Annotated in this window: 21 protein-coding genes; 9 read left to right on the forward strand and 12 right to left on the reverse strand. The window is 71.8% G+C overall.

Annotated elements, in window-relative coordinates; translation table 11 throughout:
* Window positions 1-6: 6 nt before the first annotated feature.
* Window positions 7-2445: a helicase-associated domain-containing protein gene (locus LG278_RS05490; RefSeq protein WP_404391726.1), complete on the reverse strand. Its 2439-nt coding sequence runs from the start codon at window positions 2443-2445 to the stop codon at window positions 7-9.
* A 91-nt stretch (window positions 2446-2536) separates the two neighbouring features.
* Between LG278_RS05490 and LG278_RS05495 the strand changes: the two genes are divergently transcribed.
* Window positions 2537-3484, forward strand: coding sequence for an aldose 1-epimerase family protein (locus tag LG278_RS05495; RefSeq protein WP_404391727.1), 948 nt, complete (start codon window positions 2537-2539; stop codon window positions 3482-3484).
* On the opposite strand, the gene LG278_RS05500 is transcribed toward LG278_RS05495, so the two are convergent.
* From LG278_RS05500 to LG278_RS05520, 5 genes are all read right to left on the reverse strand, one after another.
* Window positions 3471-3962, reverse strand: a complete 492-nt coding sequence (locus LG278_RS05500; protein WP_404391729.1) for an SRPBCC family protein — start codon at window positions 3960-3962, stop codon at window positions 3471-3473. The genes LG278_RS05495 and LG278_RS05500 overlap by 14 nt on opposite strands.
* Before the next feature lie 21 nt (window positions 3963-3983).
* Window positions 3984-4862: a hypothetical protein gene (locus tag LG278_RS05505; protein ID WP_404391731.1), complete on the reverse strand. Its 879-nt coding sequence runs from the start codon at window positions 4860-4862 to the stop codon at window positions 3984-3986.
* Window positions 4859-5779: an ABC transporter ATP-binding protein gene (locus LG278_RS05510; protein WP_404391733.1), complete on the reverse strand. Its 921-nt coding sequence runs from the start codon at window positions 5777-5779 to the stop codon at window positions 4859-4861. The genes LG278_RS05505 and LG278_RS05510 overlap by 4 nt, the downstream gene beginning before the upstream one ends.
* A gap of 197 nt (window positions 5780-5976) precedes the next feature.
* The gene (locus tag LG278_RS05515; protein ID WP_404391735.1) at window positions 5977-6651 is read right to left on the reverse strand and encodes a response regulator; all 675 of its coding nucleotides are present in this window, start codon (window positions 6649-6651) and stop codon (window positions 5977-5979) included.
* Complete coding sequence (locus tag LG278_RS05520; RefSeq protein WP_404391737.1) at window positions 6648-7910, reverse strand: sensor histidine kinase; 1263 nt, start codon at window positions 7908-7910, stop codon at window positions 6648-6650. The genes LG278_RS05515 and LG278_RS05520 overlap by 4 nt, the downstream gene beginning before the upstream one ends.
* A gap of 167 nt (window positions 7911-8077) precedes the next feature.
* On the opposite strand from LG278_RS05520, the gene LG278_RS05525 reads away from it, so the two are divergent.
* Both LG278_RS05525 and LG278_RS05530 read left to right on the forward strand, forming a co-directional pair.
* Window positions 8078-8473: a cold-shock protein gene (locus LG278_RS05525; RefSeq protein ID WP_404391739.1), complete on the forward strand. Its 396-nt coding sequence runs from the start codon at window positions 8078-8080 to the stop codon at window positions 8471-8473.
* On the forward strand, window positions 8470-9399 hold the full coding sequence (locus LG278_RS05530) for a DUF3027 domain-containing protein (protein WP_404391741.1): 930 nt from the start codon (window positions 8470-8472) through the stop codon (window positions 9397-9399). Before LG278_RS05525 ends, LG278_RS05530 begins: the two co-directional genes overlap by 4 nt.
* A gap of 103 nt (window positions 9400-9502) precedes the next feature.
* Here LG278_RS05530 and LG278_RS05535 read toward each other — a convergent pair whose 3' ends face one another.
* Complete coding sequence (locus LG278_RS05535; RefSeq protein ID WP_404391743.1) at window positions 9503-9766, reverse strand: DUF2530 domain-containing protein; 264 nt, start codon at window positions 9764-9766, stop codon at window positions 9503-9505.
* Window positions 9767-9837: 71 nt separating this feature from the next.
* On the opposite strand from LG278_RS05535, the gene LG278_RS05540 reads away from it, so the two are divergent.
* Complete coding sequence (locus LG278_RS05540) at window positions 9838-11349, forward strand: NCS2 family permease (protein ID WP_404391745.1); 1512 nt, start codon at window positions 9838-9840, stop codon at window positions 11347-11349.
* A gap of 141 nt (window positions 11350-11490) precedes the next feature.
* Here the strand turns inward: LG278_RS05540 and LG278_RS05545 are convergent, their stop codons facing one another.
* Window positions 11491-12675, reverse strand: a complete 1185-nt coding sequence (locus LG278_RS05545; protein ID WP_404391747.1) for a type II toxin-antitoxin system HipA family toxin — start codon at window positions 12673-12675, stop codon at window positions 11491-11493.
* 88 nt (window positions 12676-12763) lie between these two features.
* Window positions 12764-13102, reverse strand: a complete 339-nt coding sequence (locus LG278_RS05550; RefSeq protein ID WP_404391749.1) for a helix-turn-helix transcriptional regulator — start codon at window positions 13100-13102, stop codon at window positions 12764-12766.
* 222 nt (window positions 13103-13324) lie between these two features.
* On the opposite strand from LG278_RS05550, the gene LG278_RS05555 reads away from it, so the two are divergent.
* From LG278_RS05555 to LG278_RS05565, 3 genes are all read left to right on the forward strand, one after another.
* Window positions 13325-13774: a MarR family winged helix-turn-helix transcriptional regulator gene (locus LG278_RS05555; protein WP_404391751.1), complete on the forward strand. Its 450-nt coding sequence runs from the start codon at window positions 13325-13327 to the stop codon at window positions 13772-13774.
* On the forward strand, window positions 13771-15087 hold the full coding sequence (locus LG278_RS05560; protein ID WP_404391753.1) for an MFS transporter: 1317 nt from the start codon (window positions 13771-13773) through the stop codon (window positions 15085-15087). Before LG278_RS05555 ends, LG278_RS05560 begins: the two co-directional genes overlap by 4 nt.
* Before the next feature lie 171 nt (window positions 15088-15258).
* Complete coding sequence (locus LG278_RS05565) at window positions 15259-15783, forward strand: ferritin (protein ID WP_404391755.1); 525 nt, start codon at window positions 15259-15261, stop codon at window positions 15781-15783.
* A gap of 36 nt (window positions 15784-15819) precedes the next feature.
* On the opposite strand, the gene LG278_RS05570 is transcribed toward LG278_RS05565, so the two are convergent.
* Window positions 15820-17223 carry a hypothetical protein gene (locus LG278_RS05570; protein ID WP_404391757.1) on the reverse strand — a complete coding sequence of 468 codons (1404 nt, stop codon included), beginning with the start codon at window positions 17221-17223 and terminating at the stop codon, window positions 15820-15822.
* A 312-nt stretch (window positions 17224-17535) separates the two neighbouring features.
* The gene (gene serC / locus LG278_RS05575) at window positions 17536-18660 is read right to left on the reverse strand and encodes a phosphoserine transaminase (RefSeq protein WP_404393545.1); all 1125 of its coding nucleotides are present in this window, start codon (window positions 18658-18660) and stop codon (window positions 17536-17538) included.
* 196 nt (window positions 18661-18856) lie between these two features.
* On the opposite strand from serC, the gene LG278_RS05580 reads away from it, so the two are divergent.
* Window positions 18857-19483 carry a pentapeptide repeat-containing protein gene (locus LG278_RS05580; RefSeq protein ID WP_404391759.1) on the forward strand — a complete coding sequence of 209 codons (627 nt, stop codon included), beginning with the start codon at window positions 18857-18859 and terminating at the stop codon, window positions 19481-19483.
* 44 nt (window positions 19484-19527) lie between these two features.
* On the opposite strand, the gene LG278_RS05585 is transcribed toward LG278_RS05580, so the two are convergent.
* Entirely contained in the window at window positions 19528-19932 is a 405-nt protein-coding gene (locus LG278_RS05585; RefSeq protein ID WP_404391761.1) for a hypothetical protein, read from the reverse strand.
* A 121-nt stretch (window positions 19933-20053) separates the two neighbouring features.
* On the opposite strand from LG278_RS05585, the gene pdxH reads away from it, so the two are divergent.
* Window positions 20054-20767, forward strand: coding sequence for a pyridoxamine 5'-phosphate oxidase (gene pdxH / locus LG278_RS05590; RefSeq protein ID WP_404391762.1), 714 nt, complete (start codon window positions 20054-20056; stop codon window positions 20765-20767).
* Window positions 20768-20887 lie beyond the last annotated feature (120 nt).

Below are 20887 nucleotides of genomic sequence, written 5' to 3' on the forward strand. Positions count from 1 at the left end.
GGCGGCTCAGCTCTCGAGCGTCGCGCCGGTAATGCGGTGCACGGAGAAGGTCCGCTCGCGCCCGGCGTCGTCGGTGGCCCAGATGCGGCCGCCCTCCACCCGCTCGGGGTGGATGAGGTGCCGGGTCGTGATGCCGACCTGGTCGGACAGGCCGATCCACACGCCGTGGTGCTCGGCGACGGCGTCGCGCAGCAGGGCGAGGGTGACGACCGGATCGGTCGTGGGGATGGCCGGCCCGGCCCGCTGGTCGTGCTCGGCCCGGCGGTCGTCGGCGGTGGCCTCGGCTGCGCGCAGCGACTCGACGAGGCTGCGGGTCGTGTCGTGGTCGACCGGCATGACGACGGGTGCAGGGCCACGCCGCCGAGTGCCGGAGCGTCGCTTGGGAGCCTCGGTGTGCACGACGGTGCCGTCGCGGCTCTCGTGGACGGGCGCGAACCCGTGCTCGCGCAGCAGGTCGACGAGCACGCGCGGGTCGGCCGACGACACGAGCACCGTCGGGGCCAGCCGCCGCAGCTGCAGGGCCGACAGGTCTCGCGAGGCCAGCATCGTGTCGAGCACCGCCGCGTCGTCGGAGCGGATGTATGCCGCCGCTCCCCCGATGCGCGTCTGGCCGTGCCGCCGCGCGACGTCTGACACGAGGTACTCGAGGGGCTGCGGCACCGGGGTGCTGCTCGACCTGCGCACGGTGTCGATGACCTCCGCCGAGGTCCAGCCGGCGTCGAGGGCTCGTCGCACGGACTCGGGGGTGAAGCGATAGACCGTTGCGCCGCCGCGTGACTCGACGTCGGCGGCGAGGCGCATGAAGGCTCCGAGCGACCCGACGAGCGGCCCGGGAGCGACGGCGGTGAGGTCGGCCTGCACGAGCACGTGGTCGACGGGGGCCGGCAGGTGCTTCGACATCGCGGCCGCCACCGTCTGCAGCGCGTCCCCACCCCGGTTGGAGGTGATCGCGCCACCGACGCTGCTGCCGCCATCACCTCGACGCGCAGCCGACCCGCTCCGGTTCGAGGTGATGCCGCCACTGGCCAGCCCCCCGCGATCACCTCGAACCGAGGAGGAGGGGGAGGAGGAGGAGGGTGGGGAGCCGGGGGCGGGCGTCGGGAAGGCGGAGTCGACAAGCGCTCGGCCGGCCTCGGAGAGCGCACCGCGACCGGTCACCCCGAGCCACTCGGCCTCACCGAGCACCGCCTCGACGGCCTCCCCGAGCACGGCCGCGGCGCGGCTCGGTCGGCGCCAGGCGAGCCGGTCACGCAAGGAGGCGACGTCGGCGGCCTGCCCCGGCTCGAGGGTGGCGAGCTCACGCAGCACGTCGCGTCGCACGCCGCGGATCGCCGGCCACTGCACGTCGGGTCCGAGGGCGTTGGCCGGTCCGGTGCCGGTCGACCGCCGCCCGACGAGGTGCGGCGCCCTCGTCGTCGTCGCCCAGGCGAGGGCGAGCGTCGCCCACCGCTGGCCGGCGTCGATGGTGGGCCACTCGTCGATCTCGGCGGTGGGGGCCCAGACGGGCACGAGCTCGCCGTCGTCGGCGACCAGTCCGGCGGCATGCGCGACCTCGATGACGAAGGCGGTGCGCTCAGGCGTGACATCGAGCCGGTGCTGCGTGACCCGCACGTCGCGCACCGAGACGCCGCCCGCGCGCAGCACCCGGGGCGGCTCGGCTCCCCACATCGCGGCGAGCTCGTCGATCTGGGTGAGCAGCTCGCTCGCCGAACCACCCGCCGCGGCGTCGACGAGTGAGACGCTTCGCGAGTGCAGGACGGGTGGCTCGAGCTCGGGGGTGCGGTGCAGGCGGCCCTCGCGCAGCACGAGCCCGACCTCGCGCGGCAGCGTCACACGGTCGACCGACACCGGCAGCAGCAGGTGGTGCTCGATGAGCCAGCGAGCCGTCGTGCGACCCGGGCCACCCGTCGGCAACACCCCGAGTGCGGGACCCCAGGTCATCTTCTCGAGCATGGCGCGAGCATCGGCGGGGGCCTGCTCGATCGTCTGTCGCAGCTGCTCGGGAGTCGGCACCCGCGAGGCGAGGTCGGGCCGCAGCTCGTGCAGGGGCGCGCCGAGGCCGGCAATCGAGGAGCCGAAGATTTCGGGCACCGTGCGCACCACGTGCTCGCCCTCGGCGCTGCGCCACACGAGGGCGCAGGTCCACAGGTCGCCGAGGTGCGAGTCGACGACGGAGGCGTCTGCTCCCCCGAGCAGGGCGGCGAGGGCGTCCACCGACGTGCCGTCACCGGCGACGACGAGTGCCTCGAGCACCTGGAGGTGGCCGCGGTCGAGCGCCTCGATGGCGCGCTGCACACTGGCGCGGGTGCCCGAGCGGGCGGCGAGGCTCGTCAGGTCGGCGGGCGAGGGCCGGGCGAGGTCGGGGCGGGCGAGCACGAGGTCGACGAGCTGCGCGTCGGTGCGCGCGCGGATGTCGTCGGCCAGACTGCGGCTCGAGGTGGCCATCCCTCCAACCTAGTCGCCCTGAGCCGACGCCCTGCGCCGGATTGCAGCCACACCCGCCGCCCGTGCGCCGGTGGCCGATACGGTGAGCGCCATGAGCGCCCTCACCCCGGAGCTGACCGGAGCCTCGGACCCCGAGCCCGCCCTGCCCACCGGTCAGCAGTGGGCGATCGGGCACGGCCCCTTCGAGGCGACGGTCGTCGAGGTCGGCGGGGGCCTGCGCACCCTGAGTCGCGACGGTGTCGACCTCGTCGCGGGCTACCAGCCGCAGGAGCGCTGCGCCTCCGGCCGTGGCCAGCAGCTCATGCCCTGGCCCAACCGGCTCCGCGATGGCCGCTACACCTTCCAGGGGACCGAGCGGCAGCTGTCGATCACGGAGGTGCCGCTGCACAATGCCAGCCACGGGCTCGTGCGCTGGGCGTTGTGGGAGCTCGTCGAGCTGGAGGACTCGTGGGTGACCGTGGGCTACCGCCTGCACCCCCAGCCGGGCTGGGACCACTTCCTCGACCTGCGCACCACCTATGCGCTCGACGACGCGGGACTCACGGTGACGACGGCGGCTCGCAACGTCGGCCCGTCGGCAGCGCCGTTCGGCTACGGCGCGCACCCCTACCTCGCGACCGGTGACACCCCCCTGAACGAGGTCGAGCTTCGCATCCCCGCCCGCGAGTGGGTCGAGGTCGACGACCGCCTGCTGCCGGCCGCGCGCCACCCGGTGCCGGGCAGCGACTACGACTACCTCGAGCGCCACGCGGTCGGCGACCACGACCTCGACACCGCCTACACCGACGTCGTGCGCGACTCCGACGGCGCCTGGCGCTGCACCGTCGCGTCGACCGACCGCATCGTGACGCTCTGGGCCGACGACGCCTTCGGCTGGCTCCAGGTCTTCACCGCGATCGCTCGTGACCAGAAGGGGATCGCCGGTGTGGCGGTCGAGCCGATGACGTGCCCGGCCGACGCCTTCAACTCCGGCGAGTCCCTCGTCGTGCTCGCGCCCGGCGAGGAGTGGACCGGCACCTGGGGCATCACTCGGGGGTGACCGCGCCGGCGACAAGCACGTCAGAGATCTCCTCGAGCGACTGCCGGGCGTAGCCGCGCCACATCCGGCCGACCGGCGCGAGGAGGCGGGCGGCATACGGCGTCCTGGGGTGCAGCGCCCATGACCACGTGACGCGCACACCGGTGCCCGCCGGGGCGAAGGACCACCGCCCCGCGACCTCGTCGACGAGGGGCGCCAGCGCTCCCGTGATCTGCGTCAGCCGGTAGGAGAAGTGGTCGGGCCGCACGACCTCGATGAGCTCCTCGTGCATCGTGCCACCGTCGGTGAGCACGATGGTGCGCGTCTGCCCGACCTCGCCCCACGGGCCGACCTGGTCGCGGACCTCGCGGATCGGGGGCAGCAGCCCGTAGCGGCGTGACATGAGGTCGGTGAGCGGGTGGGGCAGCAGGCGGTCGAACGCCGCCTCCACCTCGACAGGGATCGCGCGGGACGCCTCGAGGTGCAGGGGAGTGGCCATGCCCCACCCTAGGCGCGCACGTCAGACGTCGCGGCGACGCAGCGCGACGCCGGCTGCGACGACCGCCGCGACGAGCCACCCGGCGTAGACGACCGCACCGGCACCCGGGCTGAGGAGGTTGTCGCGGGCGACCACCGTCGTGAATGCCGAACCCGCCTGCGACGGAAGGTAACCCACGGCGTCCTTCCAGTCGTCGGGCAGCAGGAGCGATGCGAAGCCCGGCACGACGAGGATGAGCCCGATCAGCGAACCCACGCCGAACCCGATGCTGCGGGTCAGCAGGCCGAGGCAGATGCCGATGACGCCGATGCCGACGAGGTAGGCAGCGGTGCCGAGCACGGCACGGGGCACGCCGGGGTCCGACCAGGCCGCCGTGGCAGCGCCGCCGTTGTCGAGGACGGCGGTGCCGCCGAGGTAGGCGGCGAGCGTCGAGACGAGCACGACGACCCCGGTGACGGCGACGAAGACGACGATGCGGGCGGCGAGGACGGGCAGCCGTCGGGGCACCGCCGCCATGGTGGTGCGCACCATGCCGCTGCCGTACTCCCGCACCCCGACCAGCACGCCCAACACGCCGATGACCAGCACGGCGAGCGTCTGGCCTGCGAGCACGATGGTCAACGGGTCGGTGCCGCTGAGGCCTGGCCGTCCGCCGGCCGGCCCGGGAGCGCTGACAGAGCCGGTGGACGTGCCGGCAGCGATGAGCCCGATGCCGACCATGACGACGACGATCGAGGCCAGGGTCCAGAGGTTGGCGCGCACCGTGACGAAGCGGATCCACTCCGAGTGGACGATCCGTGGCCAGGTCATGCGGTAGCCGGAGGACGCACCCCGTGGCGCAGGCGCCTCGGCCACGAGCCCATCGGAGGTGCTGGCGTTGCTGGCGGTGTCGGTGCTCATGCCGAGGTCCTCTCGGTGTGGCCGTGGAAGTCCACGGCGTCGTCGGTCAGGGTCATGAAGGCCTCCTCGAGGGAGAGGCGGCGGGTGGCGAGCTGGTGCAGCACGATGCCGGACTCGGCGGCCACCTCGCCGATGCGGGCGGCGCTGAGGCCGCGCACCTCGATGACGCCCTCCTCGGCCGCGGAGATCTCGACCCCCGGCCCGGCGATGGCCCGGGCGAGGTCGGCCACCCGCGGAGCCGCCACCTCCACCCGCTCGCCCGATGCCTGGTCGATGAAGTCGGTCATCGGCTGGTCGGTGATGACCTTGCCGTGGCCGACGATGATGAGGTGGTCGGCGGTCAGCTCCATCTCGGTCATGAGGTGCGAGGAGATGAAGACGGTGCGACCCTCGGCCGCGAGCTGGCGGGCCAGGGCCCGGATCCACTTGATGCCGTCGGGGTCGAGCCCGTTGACCGGCTCGTCGAGCATGACGACCGGTGGGTCGGCGAGCAGCGCCGTGGCGATGCCGAGGCGCTGGCCCATGCCGAGCGAGAACGAGCCCGCGGCCTTGCCGGCGACGTCGGTGAGCCCGACGAGGTCGAGCACGTCGTCGACGCGGCGGGTGCCCACGCCGACGGTGGCTCCGACCGCACGCAGGTGGTTGCGGGCCGAGCGCGTCTTGTCGAAGGCCTTGCCGTCGAGCAGCGCACCGACGTGGGCAATGGGCGCGCGGGAGTCGGCATACGGTCTGCCGTCGACGAGGGCGCGACCCGAGGTGGGCCGGTCGAGGCCGAGGATGACGCGCATGGTCGTCGACTTGCCGGCGCCGTTGGGGCCGAGGAAGCCGGTGACCCGGCCCGGCCGGACGGTGAAGGTCATGCCGTCGACTGCCGTGGTGGTGCCGTAGCGCTTGACGAGCTGCTCGACCTCGATCATCGGGTGCTCCTGGGGGAGGGGTGTCTTCTCACCCCACCACCGTCGCCGACGAGGGCGGTCGACCGCGTCGCCCCACCGCGGCATCCTGCACCTACCACGACTGCGGTATGCCGTCCGGCCGACGACCGCTCGAGCCTGACGTGGGCGAGTGGCGGGGTGCCCGGTCCGCCGGGTCCCCGTCCCGCTGGCCCCAGGGCTCAGAGGTCCCCGGCGCGTACGAGCCCGGTCTGGTAGGCGATGACGACGAGCTGGGCGCGGTCGCGGGCTCCGAGCTTGGTCATGGCCCGGTTGACGTGGGTCTTGGCCGTGAAGGGCGAGACGAAGAGGGTCGCGGCGATCTGCTCGTTGCTGAGGCCCCTCCCGACGAGCACGACGACCTCGCGCTCGCGGTCGGTCAGGGAGTCGAGCCGGCGGTCGCTGACCGTGGCCGAGGCCTCCATCGGCGTCGACAGGTAGCGCGCGATGAGGCTCCGGGTGGCCCGGGGAGACAGCAGGGAGTCACCGGCGGCCACGGTGCGGATGGCGTCGATCAGTCCGGTGGGGCCGACGTCCTTGCCGAGGAAGCCGGCAGCCCCGGCCCGCAGTGCCGCGAGCACGTTCTCGTCGGCCTCGAAGGTGGTCAGCACGAGCACGTGCACGGCAGACAGCCCCGGGTCCGAGGTGATCTGCTCGGTGGCGTGCAGGCCGTCGAGCTCGGGCATCCGGATGTCCATGAGCACGACGTCGGGCCGCAGGGCTCGGGCCCGGTCGACGGCCTCAGCGCCCGTGGCTGCCTCACCGACGACGACGAGGTCGGGCTCGGAGCCGATGATGGCCGAGAAGCCGGCCCGGATGAGGGCCTGGTCGTCGACGACGAGCACGGAGATGGTCACGCGGTCACCGGGCCCGTCATGTGCTCACCGGGCGGGGTCGCGCCGGCACTGGGCTCGTCATGCGGAGGAACGCCGCTCGGGAGGCGCACCCGCACCGTGAAGCGGCCGCCCGGGGTGGGTCCGGCCTCGAGCTCGCCGCCCACGAGGGCGACGCGTTCGCGCATACCGATGAGCCCGTGTCCGGTTCCCCCGCCGTCGTCGGCCTGCCCGTCCGGGGCGGCGTCGCCGCTGGGCGTGGGGGAGACCCGGTTGGAGACCTCGACCTCGAGGTGGTCGGGCTCCTGACGGGTCACGAGCTCGATGGCGCCGGTGCCGTGCCGGGCGGCGTTCGTCAGGGCCTCCTGCACGACCCGGTAGAGGTGCAGCTCGGCGGCCGGGGCGACGTCGAGGTCGGGCCCCGAGTGCCGCCACGTGACCGTCTCGCCGGCCTCGCGGAGCCCGTCGACGAGCCGGGGAAGGTCACCCGGACCCGGCGCCGGCTCGAGGTCCGGCCCGTCCCCGGTCGTGCGCAGCAACCCGACGAGGCCGCCCATCTCGGCGAGCGCCCGGCTGCTCGCGGCCCGCACCTGGCGGATGGCCTCGACGGCCCGCTCGGGGTCGGACCCGGCGAGGTGCTCGGCCACGCCGGCCTGCACGTTGACGACGGCGATGTGGTGGGCGACGACGTCGTGAAGGTCGCGCGAGATGCGCAGCCGCTCCTCGGCGACCCGTCGCTGGGCCTCCTCGTCGCGGCTCGCCTCGGCCCGGCGGGCGCGGTCGATCGCGGCCGCGAGCACGGCGCGGTTGCTCCGCACGGCGTCGCCCAGCGCCGCGGCCATGCCGCACCAGGCGACGACGGCATAGCTCACCGGGTCGGCTGCCGACAGCACGTTGGCACGGCCGACGAGGACGAGTGCAGACAGCATGGTCACCACCGCCCCGATGACGGCGAGACGCCGCGTGCCGTAGGCGGCCAGGGCATAGAGCGCGGCGACGGTGGCCGGGAGCCCGCGCCCGACCGAGCCGGTGAGCAGCGGGGCGAGCGTCGCCGCGAGGGAGACGAGCCACACCGCTGTCGGGTGGGTCCGACGCCAGAGCAGGGCGCCGCAGCCGATGACGAGCAGCACGACCGACTCGGGGGTCGGCGGTCCGACGCTGATGCCCTGCCCCTCGGGCGTGGCGGGGACCGAGGCCAGCGAGGCGGCGAGGATCGCCCCGGCGATGAACGCGTCGACCCAGCGCGGATGGCGCTCCATCCACCCTCGCAGGCCGGTCCTCACGCCATGACGATAGCCGCCGCGGTCGCCCCGGACCGGGCGCGCGGCGCAGCGGGAGCGGATGCGGAAATCGAGGTTGCCCCCAGCCGTTAGTCTGGAGTCGAGCGCAAGGAGCGCCATCGGGTCGTGCCCACGGACGGCAGACCCGGCAACGAGCAACGAGGTGGACTGTGCCGACTGGCAAGGTCAGGTTCTACGACGCGGACAAGGGTTTCGGATTCATCTCCGACGATGACGGCACCGACGTCTTCCTGCACGCGAACGCCCTCCCCGAGGGTGTCACGAGCCTGAAGAAGGGTGCCCGGGTCGAGTTCGGCATCGTCGAGGGCCGCAAGGGCGCGCAGGCGCTCCAGGTGCGCGTGCTCGACCCCGTCGGCTCCGTCTCGGCGGGCCGCCGCGAGCGCGACCGCAAGCCCGCCGACGAGATGGTCGTCATCATCGAGGACGTCGTGCAGCTGCTCGACGGTGTCGGCAACGGCCTGCGCAAGGGTCACTACCCCGACAAGAAGCTCGGCTCCACCGTCGCCCGTGCCCTGCACGGCCTCGCCGACCAGCTGGACGCATGACCACGCCCGCCGCGACGACCCGCTCGCGCTCGAGCGCCCCCGACGCGGTGCTCGCTGCCGCCGTCGACCTCGCTCGCGACGTGCTCGTGACGATCGCCGAGCCAGGCACCGTCGGTGACCACCTCGGCATGGAGCCGCTCGGCGAGCGGCTCGCGATGCACTGGTTCGCGTGCCTGTCGCCCGGCTACCAGGGCTGGCGCTGGGGCGTCAGCGTCGCGCGCGTGCCGCGCGGCAAGGTCGCGACAGTCTCCGAGACCAACCTGCTCCCCGGCCCCGACGCGCTCCTCGCGCCCGAGTGGCTCCCGTATGCCGACCGGCTGGCTCCCGGCGACCTCGGCGCCGGCGACGTGCTGCCGTTCCGCGAGACCGACCCCTACCTCGAGTCGGGCTTCGAGGCGACCGGCGACGAGGACGTCGACCAGATGGGCTTCTTCGAGCTCGGTCTCGGCCGTCCGCGCGTGCTGTCCGCCGAGGGCCGAGAGGCCGCGGCCAGCCGGTGGTACTCCGGCGACGGCGGCCCCACCTCCGAGGTGTCGGCCAAGGCGACGGCTCGCTGCTCGTCGTGCGGCTACTTCCTGCCGATGGCCGGCGCCCTGCGCGCCACCTTCGGCGTGTGCGCCAACGAGTGGAGCCCCTCCGACGGTCGGGTCATCTCGCTCGACCACGGGTGCGGTGCGCACTCCGAGACCGACGCCGACCAGCCCGAGTCCATCTCGATAGGCGAGCCGATCGTCGACGAGTTCGCGGTCGACCTCGAGGCTGTCGAGGTGCGGGCCGAGCAGCCACCGGTCGACGCCGAGGTGGGCGCCGACGTCGCCGAGGCAGCACCGGACGAGGAGCAGCCCGCAGCGGCGGCCCAGGTCCCCACCGAGCAGCCCGCCGCGGCCGAGGAGCAGCACGGCTCCGACGACCCCGTCACCGACTGAGCATCACCGACTGAGCATCGCGGCACTGAGCGGGCGCGGCGCGACCCGGCGAGACGGCATACCTGCCCGTCGGGGGCGCAGCCGTGTGCCGCGTCAGGACGCGTCAGGCTGCGTCGTGGGCGTTGCCGCGCCCGCGGCGCAGGTAGGCCCAGCCCACCGAGCCGAGGGCGATGCCGGCGACGCAGGCCCACGGCCACCACCCGCGGTCGCCCTCGTGCAGCGCGGGCACGACGAGGATGACGATGAGCGCCACGAGCCAGCAGGTGAGGCCGACCTCGACGACCCGCAGCATCGGCACGTGCAGGGGCCGGATGCGTTCGATCGGGATGCCGCGGGTGGGCGGCTCCGGTCGGGGGTCGTCGGTCACGGTGCACAGCCTAGACAACGGCGCTGGACGCCGACGCGCGCCCGCAGCGCGTCCCCCTTAAGGTGACCGCCATGTCGACCGATATGCGCACTCCGGCAACCACGTCGGAGCCCACCACCGGCCTGGACCGCTTCTTCAGGATCACCGAGCGAGGGTCCAACGTCTCGCGAGAGATCCGAGGCGGCCTCGTCACCTTCTTCACGATGGCCTACATCATCGTTCTCAACCCGATCATCCTCTCCGGCGTCGTCGACGGCCCGGGCCAGATGATCGGCGGCACGACCGACCTGACGCAGAGCAAGCTGCTCGTCGCTGTCGGCACGGCGGTCGTGGCCGGCGTCATGTCGATCCTCATGGGGCTCGTCGCCAACTTCCCCATCGCCCTCGCCGCGGGGCTCGGCATCAACGGCCTCATCACCGGCATGGTCGTCACGCACGCGTCCGACAAGGTCACCTACGCCGACCTCATGGGCCTGGTCGTCATCGAGGGCGTCATCATCCTCGTGCTCGTGCTGACGGGCTTCCGCAAGGCGGTCTTCCGGGCGATCCCCGCGCCGCTCAAGGTTGCGATCTCGGTCGGCATCGGGCTCTTCATCGCCTACATCGGCGTCATCGACGCCGGCTTTGCCCGCCGTCCGAGCACGCCCGGATCGACCCCGAGCGAGCTCGGCATCGCCGGCAGCCTCAACGGCTGGCCCACCCTCGTCTTCGTCGTCGGCGTCTTCCTCATCGCCGTGCTGCTCATCCGCAAGGTCAAGGGCGCGATCCTCATCGGCATCGTCGCCGCGACCGTGCTCGCGATGGTGCTCGAGGCGATCTTCAAGCTCGGCCCGCGCGTCTACGACGAGACGGGGGCCCTGACCAACCCCGACACGTGGCAGCTCACGGTGCCGGCCCTGCCGGCCTCGATCACCAACACCCCCGACCTCGGCATCCTCGGCCAGTTCAGCCTGCTCGGCTCGTTCGAGAAGCTCGGCCTCATCACCGCGTCGCTCTTCGTCTTCTCGCTCCTGCTCGCCGACTTCTTCGACACGATGGGCACGGTCGTGGCGATCGGCACCGAGGCGAAGCTGCTCGACGAGGACGGCAACCCGCCGCACACCGACCGGATCCTCGTCGTCGACTCGGTGGCCGCGATCGCCGGTGGCGCCGGCGGCGTCAGCAGCAACACCTCCTACATCGAGTCCGCGTCGGGCGTCGAGGAGGGCGCCCGCACCGGGCTCGCCTCGGTCGTCTCGGGCGTGCTCTTCCTGCTCGCGACCTTCCTCGCTCCGCTCTTCGCCGTCGTGCCCTCGGAGGCGGCGGCGCCCGCCCTCGTCATCGTCGGCTTCCTGATGATGACCCAGGTCACCAACATCGACTGGAACGACATGGAGGTGGCGCTGCCGGCGTTCCTCACGATCGTGCTCATGCCGTTCACCTACAACATCACCGTCGGCATCGGCGCGGGCTTCATCGCCTGGGTGCTCGTCAAGATCGCCAAGGGTCACGCCGCCCGCATCCACCCGCTGCTGTGGATCGTCACCGGCTTCTTCGTCCTCTACTTCCTCAAGACCCCGCTCGAGTCGCTGCTCGCCGGCTGACGCCGATCCCGTATGCCGTGAGGCCCCCTCCCAGCCGGGAGGGGGCCTCACGCGTGGGCTGGGTCGCCAAGCCGGCTCGCTCACCAGCCGATCGAGGCAGGAGAAGTCGAGGCAGGAGGAGTCGAGTCAGGAGAAGTCGAGTCAGTAGAAGGTGAAGGGGTTGAGGATCTGCCGGCCCCAGAGCCGATCTCGCTCCGTCTGAGTGAGCTGGGCACGGTCGGCGGCATCCGGCCACCCCGCCCGGACGTGGTCGACGACGTCGTCCGCGATGTCGGCGGCCGCGTCGGCGCCGAGCAGGTAGTGGCCGGCGGCCCGCACGCAGGTGGCGATCTGGCTGGAGCGGCTCCCGTCGGGGCTGATCGCCAACGCCTGCTGGGCCTCCTCGCCGGAGCGCGGCTGCGGGCACAGGTCGTAGGCCGGCGTGAGGGTCAGCATCGACCCGTCCCAGAACGCCGCGTGGTTGCGGGCATGGTCATCGGTGTTCCCGACGCAGATGTTGAACACGATCCGCCGGAACAGCTGGTGCAGCGTCGGCTCGGCGTCGGTGAATCTTGCCCGGATGAGATCGGCAAACTCCCAGTAGGTCGCGTAGCGACCGAAGACCTCGTCGAGGCCGGCAAGGGTGAGCGCGGACACCATCATGCGGCGAGTACCGGGTGCGCCGGAGGGCCGGTCGAAGCGCTCGATGAGCAGCACATCCTTGTCCGCGACCCGTACCAGCTCCACATCGGGCACCTCGACACCCGCCGCGCGCGCCAAGTGCATCGCCGCGGCCTCAGCCTTGACGACCGGATAGGTGTCGCTCGTCGAGGAGAACTTGGCGATCAGTTGTCGGCGCCCGTCGACGACGGATGCCTTGGGCCGGGCGCCGCCGATGCTCGTGCCCCGGGTGAGTGCCACGGCCAGCGCGTCCGGCAGCGGCCGACCCTCCTCGAGGTCGGCAGCCGCGTTCTGCAGCTGCTCGAGGGAGGCCGCCTGCTCGCGCGGCACGTAGTCGATGGGCGACTCCTGGAAGTCGAGAGCGCCGATCCGGTTGGAGCCGGACTCGAGCAGATAGGTCAGCATCGAGAGGTCTCCGGTGTCGCTGCCCGAACCCAGACGCCCGGTGTGGCGCGAGAGGATGACCCGCTGGCCCCAGGCGTCGGGGGCAGCATCCCTCATCGCGGAGGCGATCGTCAGCCCTGGTGGCGGCTCGATCACCCCGCGAACCAAGGGCAGCTCCGGCAGGTAGAGGCTGACAGCGTCTGCGCGCTGGAGATAGCTGCGGCCATAGGTGAAGGTCGCGACATCTCCCCTCTGGTCGAGGCGGCCAGCGACAACCGGCACGCTCGCTCCGGGGAGCCACACCCACACGAACACCGCCGCGGAGTCTCTGCCGGAGGTCGTGGGCATAGCCCCCGGGGACGTGGGACTGTCAGAAATCGTCATGGACTGCCCCGGTGTCCGCGCGTGTCTTCGACGGCAGCAGTGCGATCAGGTCGCGCGTTCGCCCGGCTTCGCGGGCCAGCGCTGCCGCGTCCATCTCGAAGAGCGGCACGCCGCAGAGGACCGCTGCCTCGAAGTAGAGCCCGGCAGCCACGGTCGGCTCCCCGCGTTCGAGCGCAGACACGGTCTGTCGGGAGGCGCCGACTCGGGACGCGAGCTCGTCCAGTGACCAGCGTCGGCCAGACCGCCGCCGACGGATCTGGCCACCGAGCACCTCGAGCGCGTCGCGTGTCTGACGTGAGTAGACCCTCGTCACCTTCGGCATCATCCACCTCCAACGTCAACTGTATCTAACGTATAGGCACTTCAGGTCAAATAAAACATTCAAAATCCCCCAGCCATGCGCGTTCGCGAGGGTGGGGTGCGCTCGGGGATGACGACGTCCGATCCGCCGGGCATGAGTGGCTGGGGTTGCGGTGGACGGCGAAATAGTTAGCGTAGGTAATGAGTTAGGGTAACGATCGACAAACCGCACTTCCGAGGACATCGCATGCGTACCAAGACCACGAGCCCGCCGTTCACCCGCGCCGAGCTCACCTCGCTCTCCAACGACATCCGGCTCGCCTGCATGCGCATCTCGCGCCGGGTCCGGTTCGAGTCCGACCGGGAGATGGCGCCGCACCAGTTCTCCGTGCTCTGCCGCCTCGAGGACACCCCGCGCACCAACAGCGAGCTCGCCGAGATCGAGCGGGTGTCGGCCCCGAGCATGAAGCGCACGACCGCGTCGCTCGTCGAGGGCGGCTACGTCTCGCGCGCCGACGACCCCACCGACGGTCGCCAGGTCATCCTCTCGCTGACCGCCGAGGGCCGGAAGGCCGTGGGCCGCATCCGCCGGCACCGTGACGAGTGGATGATCTCCCGCCTCGAGCACCTCACCGACGACGAGCGCGACCTGCTGCGCAGGGCTGCCGCGGTGCTGGCCAAGGTGGCCAGCGAATGAGCCCCACCTTCCAGTCGCTCGAGATCCGCAACTACCGCATCTACGCCTCCGGGGCGATCGTCTCCAACGTCGGCACGTGGATGGGCCGGGTCGCCCAGGACTGGCTCGTGCTCACCGTGCTCACCGACCGCTCGGCCACGGCGCTCGGCATCGTGACGGGGTTGCAGTTCCTGCCCTTCCTCCTGCTCGCGCCCTTCGCGGGCATGCTCGTCGACCGGCTGCCCAAGCGGCGGCTGCTCTTCGCCACGCAGACCGCCCTGCTCGTCACGGCGCTGCTGCTCGCCGTCCTCACGGCCACCGGTGTCGTCGAGCTCTGGCACGTGTATGCGCTCGCCCTCATCCAGGGCGTCGCCACCGCCGTCGACAACCCGGCTCGGCAGACCTTCGTCTCCGAGATGGTCGACACCGACCACCTGCCCAACGCCGTCGCCCTCAACAGCGCGTCGTTCAACCTCGGCCGGCTGATCGGGCCCGCCGTCGCCGGACTCGTCATCGCGGGCTTCGGCATCGCCCCGGCACTCTTCATCAACGCCGCCACCTTCCTCTTCGTGCTGCTCGCGCTCCTGCGCCTGCGCAGCTCCGAGCTCACGCCGTCGCCCCGGGCCCGCGGCAAGGGCCAGATCCGCGACGGGCTGCGCTACGTGCGCGGCCGGCCGGACCTCAAGCTCGTGCTCTTCCTCGTCTTCGTGCTCGGCACGTTCGGCATGAACTTCCAGCTGACGATGGCCCTGATGGCGACCACGGTCTTCGACAAGGGCGCGGGGGAGTACGGCCTGCTCGGCTCGATCATGGCGGTGGGCTCGCTCGCCGCGGCGCTGCTCTCGGCACGGCGGGCCCGGCCCCGGATGCGGGTGCTGCTCGTGGCGCTCGCCGGGTTCACCGTCTCGACGGCGCTGCTCGCCACCGCGCCGAGCTACGTGCTCTTCGCGATCTACCTCGTGCCGACCGGCCTCTCGGCGCTCACCGCCCTGACGACGGCCAACGCCATGGTGCAGATCAGCGTCGACCCGGTCATGCGCGGCCGTGTCATGGCGCTCTACATGGCGATTTTCATGGGAGGCACCCCCGTCGGCGCGCCCGTCCTCGGCTGGATCGGCGACGCGTGGGGACCGCGGTGGACCATCGGCATCGGCACCGTCGCGGTCGGGCTCAGCCTGGTGGCGGTGGCCGTCTGGGTCGCCCGTCGGCAGAATGTGGCCGTGACCTTCCAGACCAGGCGCAGCCCCCGGCTGCGCATCCAGGTTGCGCCCCAGCCCGTCCCCGACACCCCCGCGGCAGCGGCGGCCCGGGCGACGGCCGAGGCCGTGCGGTGAGCTTCAAGTTCCGCCACCGGGTGACCGTGGCCGCGCTCGCGCTGCTCGTCGTCATCGCCGTGGTCGCGTCGGTCGTCGGTCGCTGAGCAGCGCTCGGGGCCCTTGCTCGCGCACGCCTAGGATGGGCGCTCACACAGCACACCCCGTCGAGACCAGCGCGGAGGAGCCCCCATGGCCGCCCAGAGGTTCGTCGACCTGCTCAACCAGCAGATCGGCCACGAGTACGCCGCCCACCACCAGTACGTCGCGATCGCGGTCTACTACGACGACCTGACGATGCCGCAGATGGCCTCGCTCTTCTTCCAGCAGGCGCTCGAGGAGCGCGACCACGCCATGATGATGGTGCAGTACCTCCTCGACACCGACTCCAAGGTCGTCGTCCCCGGGGTCGAGGCCCCGATCAACGACTTCGCCGACGTCGTCGAGCCGGTGCGTCTCGCCCTCGCCCAGGAGCGGCGGGTCAGCGACCAGATCAACGAGCTGACCGCGGTCGCTCGCGAGGAGCGCGACTTCGCCTCCGACCAGTTCATGCAGTGGTTCATCAAGGAGCAGGTCGAGGAGATCAGCTCGATGAGCGACCTGCTCGCGGTCGTCGAGCGCAACCGCGACGACATCGAGAACATCGAGGAGTACGTCCTGCGCGAGGCCCGCGACGAGGGCGAGGACCCCTCGGCGCCCCCCATTGCCGGCGCCTGACGCTCCGGGGCGGAGCGGGGACGGCCACCCGGACGGCTACAACCACCACGGGGGCAGTGGCGGCACGACGACGCCGCGGACGTCGCCAAGCTCGACGACGAATCGGTCAGCCTGCTCCGGCGTCTCCGTCGGTTCTCCCCCTCCGGCTGGAACCTCGGCCGCGACGGACTCGGCTGCCTTGGCGAGCCGTTCGCACTGGATGCCGGCGCACCAACTCGGAACCGTGCCGAGCTCGCTGCGCAGGTGCATCCGCATGATCCCTGCCATCGTCGTCCCTCGGACGGTGGGTCGCAGCTCAGGGTCCTGGTAGATCACCACGGTCGGTCTGGAGCCGTCAGGCCGGGGCTGGGTGGCCTCCGCGACGATGGCGGCATACTGCGCACGCGTCTTCTGGTGGGCCACCATCTCGGATCGCCACGCCAGGACGCCCACGACCGTCAGCAGGATGATGCATCCGAGCCCAGTGAGGCGCGAGGTCCGCGAGCCGCCGAGCAGGAGAGCGGCGGGGAACAGGACCGCGAGCCAGGCCCACAGCTCCCCTCTGGTGTCTGTCACGACGCCAGTCACCAGGACCTGGGCCAAGCTCACCCCCAGGACGACCGCGAGCCCGCAGAGCAGTCGCACCACGCGCGGCCGCACCACGCGGTCCAACAGGCCGGCGAGGACGGCTGCGAGGCCCACCAGTGCAGGCAGCCACAGCCCGGTCACGAGGGCACCCATGTGGAGGCGGAAGCGGCCGGCGTTGACCCGCAGGTCACTGAGGTCTTGAAGCGGATTGGGGCGTCGCCACGCCGATACCTCGAGCCCGAAGCGATCGAAGGCCAAGAGGTTGAGCGTGTAGATGATGCCCACCCCGAGGGCGAAGCCCCCCAGGAAGGCTCCGGTCAGCCAGAACGAGTCGCGCCAGGGTCGCCGGGCCAGGTAGACGACCGCAGCGAGAAACAGCACCACCGCCACCGGCGGGTAGGTCAGGACGGAGAGAAGGGCCGACGCCACCATCCAGACGACGAGCCACGCGTGGCGCCGGGCAGCGAGCGGGAGAAGCCAGAGCGCGGTGGCGCCCACGACCGTCGATGGCGTGAGCGTGGCGGGCCAGTAGAAGAGCATGACCCAGATCGGCGAGACGAAGAGCGAGAGGCCAAGGAGGGCATCGACGCCCCAGTGCAGGTCGGGCAGCCCCAGATGCAGCACTCTCCAGAGTCCGGCGACGAGCAGCACATATGCCGTGACGTACATGATCGACGCGCTGAGGGGAGTGCCGTGCTGCCCGATGACAAACCACCAGGCGTAGGTGAGCCAACGCCCCTCGAGGAGGTTGCGCCGCCACACGTTCGGCACCCCGGTCGTGCCCTCAGGCACCATGTAGGTGAAGTCATCCAGGCGTATGAATGGCGTCGCGGCCTGCGTGACGGCCCCAGTCACGAAGAGAGCGGCAGCCATCACGGTCACCACGAGCATCCAGGGGGGACCGGCACCAGCCGAGGGTGCCCGAGCAGCAGAACGCTCCTCGCCGACTCTCAGTGCTGTGTCATCACTCAAGCGCGGGTCCCTTGACGCTGTCGCTCACCAGAATGCCTGCCAGCCCAGCCATGCTGACAGAGTGTTCAGCTCGGTGGTCGCAGGCACGCCGCCCGAGCGCGACCCCGCGCACGACGAGAGGGCCAGCACCCGGCATACGGGAGCTGGCCCTCTCGGGCGTTCTCAGGCGTTCTCAGGCGTTCTCAGGCGTTCGGAGGCGGTATGCCGCGTGGCTCAGCCCAGCGCGGAGACCACGTGGTCGATGGCCCGGGTCAGCTGCGTGACGTCGTCGGGCTCGACGGCCGGGAACATCGCGACGCGCAGCTGGTTGCGGCCGAGCTTGCGGTAGGGCTCGACGTCGACGACACCGTTGGCGCGCAGCGTCTTGGCGACCGCGGCCGCGTCGATGGCGTCGTCGAGGTCGATCGTGCCGACCACCTGCGAGCGGGCGGCCGGGTCGGCGACGTAGGGCGTCGTCCAGCTCGTCTGCTCGGCCCAGTCGTAGAGGCGCGAGCTCGAGTCGGCGGTGCGCGCGGTGGCCCAGTCGAGACCGCCGTTGCCCAGCATCCACTGGAGCTGGCTGTTGAGCAGGGCGAGCGTGCTCACCGACGGGGTGTTGTAGGTCTGGTTCTTCAGCGAGTTGTCGATCGCAGTCGGCAGGCTGAAGAAGTCGGGCACCCAGCGGCCGGTGCGGGCGATCTCCTCGACCCGGGCGAGCGCGGCGGGGGAGAAGGCGGCGAGCCAGAGGCCACCGTCGGAGGCGAAGCACTTCTGCGGCGCGAAGTAGTAGACGTCGGTCTCGGTGATGTCGACGGGCAGGCCGCCCGCGCCGGACGTGGCGTCGATGAGCACGAGGGCGTCGTCGTCGGCGCCCTCGACCCGCTTGATCGGGGCCATGACACCGGTGGAGGTCTCGTTGTGCGGCCACGCGTAGGCGTCGATGCCGGCCTCGGCGTAGGGCGTCGCGAGGGTGCCCGGGTCGGCCTTGACGATCGTCGGGTCGCCGAGGAAGGGCGCGGCCTTGGTGACGTTGCCGAACTTGCTCGAGAACTCGCCGAAGGCGAGGTGCTGCGAGCGCTCGCGCACGAGGCCGAACGCGGCGATGTCCCAGAACGCGGTCGACCCGCCGTTGCCGAGGATGATCTCGTAGCCCTCGGGCAGCGAGAAGAGGTCGCGCAGGCCCGCGCGGACCTCGCCGACGAGGTTCTTGACCGGCGCCTGGCGGTGCGAGGTGCCGAGCACCGTGCGTCCGAGGGAGCTGAGGTAGTCGAGCTGCTCGGGACGGACCTTGGAGGGCCCGGAGCCGAACCGTCCGTCGGCCGGCAGGAGCTCGGCGGGGATGGTGATGGGCTGGGTCACGGCTGGTGCTTCGGTCACGGATTCACCTTGGGAATGCGGCCACGTTACGAGCATGTGGCGGACGTGTTGATGGCGGATGACGCCGTTGTCACCGCAGCCATTGAACCCCACGTGCCCACCCCTTGGACACCGCTGCTCGATGTGTGGACGCCCACAGCCCAGGTCCACCCGCGGGGTGGCTGACAGACTCGGCCGTATGCCGTCAGCCGCCGACCAGACCGTCTTCCGCGACGCCGTGTTCGCGGTGCGCGACCAGCACCACGACGCGGTGCGCTTCGAGTCCACCGACTTCGCGGGAGCGCACGCGGAGGGCCACACCTTCCTCGAGTGCTCGCTCGTCGGGGTGACGCTCGACGACGCGCACCTCGAGGGCTCGCGCTGGTCGGAGTGCGAGTGGCAGCGCGTGCAGGGCGTCGGCGTCTTCCTGCCCGAGGCGAGCCTCGCCGACGTCACGCTCGACGGGTGCCGTCTCGCGGCCGTCTCGGCGTGGGGCTCGACCTGGCGCGACGTCACGGTGCGGGGCGGCAAGGTCGACTTCCTCAACCTGCGCGGCGCGCGGCTCAAGGACGTCGCCTTCGTCGACTGCGTCGTCATCGAAGTCGACCTGCAGGAGGCGACGGTCGACGGGCTCACCTTCGAGGGGTGCACGCTCGTCGAGCCGACCTTCGGCCGAGGCACGTATGCCGGCCTCGACCTCTCCGGGGCCACGCTGCGCTCCCCGCGGGGCCTGGCCGGGCTGCGCGGAGCGACGCTCGGCCGCGGTCAGGTCATCGACCTCGCCGACGCCCTCGCCACCGAGCTCGGCATCACGATCGCCGACTGACCCGAGGGGACGACGTGGCCCTCTCGAGGTGACGACGGGGTGGCTCAGTTGACCTGGTTGGGCTTGCCCCGGCGCAGCGCGGCGGTCGCGGCGTCCTTGGCCCGGTCGGTCGGGCCCACCCGCTCGTCGGGGCGGATGCGCTTCGTGAGGTCGGCCCGATCGAGCAGCGTGCTGAGCGGCATGTCGGTCGGGGGATAGACCGTGATCGGCTCGTCGGCGCTGAAGACGACCCAGTGCGACGCGTCGCCCTTGTAGACCTTGAGGATGCTGCCCTCGGCGAGCGACTTGGCGTGGGCCATGGCCGTGCGGCGGGCGCGCTCCGACGACATCGCCTTGCCGACGGCCTCCTTGGCCGGCTCCCGCAGCGCCTGGGTGGCGACCCAGATCTGTGGGCCGTACTTCACGCCCAGCTTGAACGCCGTGACTGCGACCTTGCCCTTGCCTGCCATCGTGTGACTCCTCACCTTGCCCCGGGCGCCTCGTGCGCTCGCCCGGCACCTCACTCGCCAGCCACGCGCCACTTCCTGACGCCGGCGCGAGCCTGCTCGCCACCAACCCTAGTCTGAGCACATGGACAGTTCGCCTTCCGAGGAGACCCAGGGCCTGGCTGCGGTGCGCCGCATCGACTACACCGGCGAGGGCCTCGTCGAGTCGGAGGTGGCGGACTCGCCCTACGCCCAGGCGAGGGCGTGGGTCGACGAGGCGGTCGCCGCCTCGCACGAGCGTGCCGACGTGCCCGAGCCGACGGCGATCTCCGTGGCCACGGTCGACGCCTCCGGCACGCCCAACGTGCGCACGGTGCTCATGCGCTTCTTCGACGAGCGCGGCCCGGGCTTCGTGACCAACCTCGAGTCCGACAAGGGCGTCGAGATCGCGGGCAACCCGCGCATCGCTGCGGCTCTCACCTGGCCCTCCCTCTATCGGGCGATCCGCTTCCGGGGCACGGCGCGCCTCATCGGGCGCGACGAGGTCGCGGGCTACTTCGACTCGCGGCCCTACGGCTCACGGCTGTCGGCCTGGGCCTCGGACCAGTCGCGCCCGGCGCCCGACCGCGCAGCGCTCGAGGCCAAGTGGGACGAGGCGCTCCGGCGCTTCCCCGAGGGCGGCTCGGACGCCGACGTGCCCGTGCCCGACTTCTGGGGCGGCTGGCGCATCGAGTGCGACGAGGTCGAGTTCTGGGCCGGTCGCCGCAACCGCCTGCACGACCGCATCGTCTTCACCCGCACCGGTGAGGGGGATCTCGCCGACCCGGGTGCCTGGTCGATGTCGCGCCGCCAGCCCTGAGCCTCGGCGTCTCGGCGTCTGCGCTCACCCCCCGACCCCGGACACAGGAACAGGGCAGCCCGACCGGTTCGGACTGCCCTGCTTCATCCTGGGGTGCTGGTGGGGACGCGACTAGCGCGC

Source organism: Humibacillus xanthopallidus (assembly GCF_044793955.1).
GTDB lineage: Bacteria > Actinomycetota > Actinomycetes > Actinomycetales > Dermatophilaceae > Humibacillus > Humibacillus xanthopallidus_C.